This window comes from Luteibacter sp. P4_E6 (assembly GCF_056401535.1).
The window spans coordinates 1-4,120 of the sequence record NZ_JBFUJE010000349.1; the positions used below are offsets into that span (position 1 = coordinate 1).

The window sequence follows — 4,120 nt, forward strand, 5'->3', positions numbered from 1 at the left end:
GCCACGTACCACTGGCTTTCCGCCAACCCGTTTCCACCTGGTACGCCCCGGCGTTGTCCGGTAGCACGCCGGCGCCCGCTGTGAGCGTCACAGTGAACGTCGCGACGATACGCTCGCCACGCGGCTCGATCGTCATCGGCCCCATCAAAACGTGGATCGACTGCCCACGTAATGCATAGACACGCACCAGATTGGCCAGCGACCGCTTGTCCAACTGCCCCGTGTTGCCATCGAAGTCGTCCGTGAGGACTTCCGTAGTGTCGCCGGCCTTCCCCGCCTCGGCCCCCACGACCGTCGCGGCAATGGCCTTGCGCACCTGTTCCGCGTCCGGCGTGTGCCGGCAACCGGCCAGCGCTGCCAACAGCAGAAATGTCAGTGCTATCCAGGCTTTCGACATCGTGTTATCCCTCATGCAGTCTCGTTGCGTTGCGGCTTGCTGCTATACGCGCGCGTATGCTCCAATGCCGCGATCGTACGACAGGCCGCCGTACGACTGCCCTTTGAAGGAGTTCGTCCGATCCATGAGCATTGAGCGTCCGTGGCTTGACCACTATCCGGCCGGCATTCCCGCCGACATCGACGTCAACGCGTACCGCTCCGTGGCGGCCGTCTTCGAAGAGTCCTTTCAGAAATTTCGTGACCGCCCTGCCTACAAGAACTTCGGCAAGGTACTCACCTATGGGCAGATCGACGAACTGTCGGCGGCCTTTGCTGGCTACCTCTCCGGGGAACTCGGGCTGAAGAAGGGTGATCGCCTCGCGATCATGCTGCCGAACCTGTTGCAGTATCCGATCGTGCTGTTCGGCGCCCTGCGCCTCGGCCTGACGGTAGTCAACACCAATCCGCTGTACACCACGCGCGAATTGCACCACCAACTGGAAGATTCCGGCGCGAAGGTGCTCGTTGTCCTGGACAACTTCGCCGCCACCGCCGAGCAGGCGCTGGACGGCACCCAGGTCAAGAACGTCATCACCACCGGTGTCGGCGACATGATCGGGTTCCCCAAGGGGAACATCATCAACTTCGTCGTGAAGAGCATTCGCAAGGAAGTACCGGCTTATAAACTGCCGATGGCCGTCCGCTTCAAGGACGCCCTCGCCCGCGGCAAGTCGCACCCGATGCCGAAGACCGACGTTGGCCACGACGATATCGCTTTCCTGCAGTACACCGGCGGCACCACCGGCGTCGCCAAGGGTGCGATGCTCACCCATCGCAACATGGTCGCCAACATGCTCCAGGCCGATGCCTGGATCAGTGGCTCGGCCAAGGAAGGTGAGGAGATCATCGTCACGGCGCTGCCGCTGTATCACATCTTCTCATTGACGGCGAACGGACTGGTCTTCACGCGCATGGGCGCGCTCAACCTGCTCATCACCAACCCGCGCGACATGAAAGGCTTCGTCAAGGAGCTCTCGAAGGAGCGCTTCACCGCCATCACCGGCGTCAACACGCTCTTCAACGGCCTGCTCAATACCCCGGGCTTTGCCGACCTCGACTTCTCCGGCCTRCACCTCTCGCTCGGCGGCGGCATGGCCGTGCAGCGGGCCGTGGCGGAGCGCTGGAAGAAGACCACCGGCGTGACGCTCGCCGAAGCGTACGGCCTCACGGAAACCTCGCCGGCCGCCTGCATCAACCCGCTGGACCTGAAGGAATACAACGGCTCGATCGGCCTGCCCATTCCCTCCACCTATGTGCAGATCTGGACCGACGACGGCCAGGTGCTGCCCGTTGGCGAAGTGGGCGAGCTGTGCATCAAGGGTCCGCAGGTGATGAAGGGCTATTGGAATCGCCCCGATGAAACGGCCAAGGTGCTTGACGCGAACGGCTGGCTGCGTACCGGCGACATCGCCCGCATGGATGCCAACGGTTACATCTACATCGTCGACCGCAAGAAGGACATGATCCTGGTCTCGGGTTTCAACGTGTACCCGAACGAGATCGAAGACATCGTCATGGCGCATCCGGGCGTGGCCGAAGTGGCGGCGGTCGGCGTCGACGACGAGCACTCGGGCGAGGTAGTGAAGATCTTCGTGGTTCGCAAGGATCCGTCGCTCACCGAGGAGGCCCTGCGCGAGTACTGCCGCGAGAACCTCACCGGCTACAAGCGTCCGAAGCAGATCGAGTTCCGCGATGCATTGCCGAAGACGAACGTCGGCAAGATTCTTCGTCGCGAGCTGCGTGATGAGGATCGGGCGAAACGGAAAGCGGCGCAGGCCTGATTCGAATAAAAAACCCCGCCTCGAGCGGGGTTTTTCGTAAGAGCATCGCCAGCGATCAGTCGTCCTTCCACTCTTCGAGCGTATCCGCATACCCGCCAAGGAACTCCCACAACGGCCTCTGCTTGTCCTCGGGAATAAGGGTATAAGCCATGCCGATCTGGCGCGCCGACACACGCGCAACCATGGCTTCCATATGAATATGCAGGTCGTGACCGAACACCATGTCGAGAATCCAGGTCTGACCGGGCTCCCCACGCCAGCCGAGCGGGCGGCGCAACATGACCCCCGTCGCCGAGATGTCGACAAGATCGGTCGGGTGCGCTTCGCCGCCGCGGCTCATCAGCACCGCGGTCTGCACCTTCATCCGCGCGTGGCGATAGCGCGTGTTCGAACTATCCTTGTCAGACATCAGCGTACTCATCCATTCCGGTTCCTGCTGCACCTTATACGTCGAGTTCGGCATGACCGCACCCCGCACGACTTACCTTGCGTGTCACAAACGGACACATTAGCGCAGTCGTAGCGTTCGCTCGCAACCATGGGCGTTCACTCGCTCCCGCGCGTCTTCAGTACACCCGCGCGAACCAGGGCACCGGCGCCAAAGCGCTCGTTGATCCGGTCCTGCACGCTATCGGAGCGTTTTTCCGAGACCGGGGCGGCAAACATGTCCTGTTGTTCATCGCCGTACCGGGCATCGAACCCCGAAAGCGTTACGCCGAGCAGTCGGAGCCTCGGTCGCGGGTGCTGATTCCACCACAGGTGAAGCAAGCGACGTGCCACAGCATAGATTTCCGGCGTAGCGTTGCCGGGAACGGGCAACTGTGCCTGCCGGCTATGGGTGACGAAGGGCGGCTCACGCAGCTTCACCGACACCGTACGGGCGTCGACACCACGCGATCGCGCCCTTGCCCCCACCCGTTCGCACTGACGTAACAGCCAGGCCTCCGCGATTGGTAGCGCTTCCACGTCGATGTCAAAGGTCCATTCGGAACCGATAGACACCTCGGGAGCGTCCGTCACCACCGGCCGCCTGTCCTCGCCCTGACACAACTGACGCAACTGGGCCGCATGGCGCTCGCCGACGGCCTTGTTCAGCCGCCAGGCATCGGCGCGGATCAGGTCGCCGATGGTGCGAATGCCGACCTTGTGCAGGGACTCCTCCGCCACCTTGCCGACGGTCCACATGCGCCCGATCGGCAGGGGATCGAGGTAGCCCTGCACTTCCTCGGGATGGATGTGCAGGAACCCATCCGGCTTGGACAGCTCACTGGCCAGCTTGGCCAACAGCTTGTTATGCGCCATGCCGACCGAGGCGTTCAGGCCCGTGCGCTCACGGATGGCCTGCTTGACCCGACGGCCAATGGCCTCGATCGACGCGAACAACCGCAGGCTGGCAGTGACGTCGAGGAAAGCCTCGTCCAGCGAGAGGCCCTCGATCATCGGCGTGACCTCACCGAACACCGAGAAGACGATCTCAGAAATTTCGGCGTAACGGGCGTGACGGGGAAAGATATAGATGCCGTCGGGGCAGCGGCGACGCGCTTCGGAGGTGGGCATGGCCGACCGGACCCCATACGTGCGGGCCACGTAGTTACAGGTAGAAACCACCCCGCGACGCCCCAGGCCGGCCACGATCACCGGCTTGCCGACCAGGCTGGGGTCGTCCAGTTCCTCCACGGACGCATAGAAAGCGTCCATGTCGACATGGATGATCGCGCGGGGGGCCTGCTGCATGAGCGATATTGTGCCGGAACCGTGGGGCACCCGGCAGGCAGCCCGCTGGACTTGGGCGGGCGCAGSCGATACCCTGTCGTCAATCGGGTGAACTTATTCGGGCGTCATGCCCTCACCGGTCCGTGGTTCTGGACCGAGAGCGGACCGCTCCCGACGATCTTTCACAG

Annotated in this window: 4 protein-coding genes; 1 reads left to right on the plus strand and 3 read right to left on the minus strand. The window is 62.9% G+C overall.

Annotation, left to right across the window (positions count from 1 at the left end):
• Positions 1–397: hypothetical protein (locus tag AC1DT2_RS16905; RefSeq protein WP_477297621.1), on the minus strand; the 397-nt coding region annotated here is incomplete at its 3' end.
• Between the two features lie 124 nt (positions 398–521).
• On the opposite strand from AC1DT2_RS16905, the gene AC1DT2_RS16910 reads away from it, so the two are divergent.
• Entirely contained in the window at positions 522–2,219 is a 1,698-nt protein-coding gene (locus tag AC1DT2_RS16910) for an AMP-binding protein (protein WP_063572184.1), read from the plus strand.
• Between the two features lie 55 nt (positions 2,220–2,274).
• Here the strand turns inward: AC1DT2_RS16910 and AC1DT2_RS16915 are convergent, their stop codons facing one another.
• Both AC1DT2_RS16915 and dinB read right to left on the minus strand, forming a co-directional pair.
• Positions 2,275–2,628 carry a PilZ domain-containing protein gene (locus tag AC1DT2_RS16915; RefSeq protein WP_477297622.1) on the minus strand — a complete coding sequence of 118 codons (354 nt, stop codon included), beginning with the start codon at positions 2,626–2,628 and terminating at the stop codon, positions 2,275–2,277.
• Between the two features lie 137 nt (positions 2,629–2,765).
• The gene (gene dinB, locus AC1DT2_RS16920) at positions 2,766–3,953 is read right to left on the minus strand and encodes a DNA polymerase IV (protein WP_477297623.1); all 1,188 of its coding nucleotides are present in this window, start codon (positions 3,951–3,953) and stop codon (positions 2,766–2,768) included.
• Positions 3,954–4,120 lie beyond the last annotated feature (167 nt).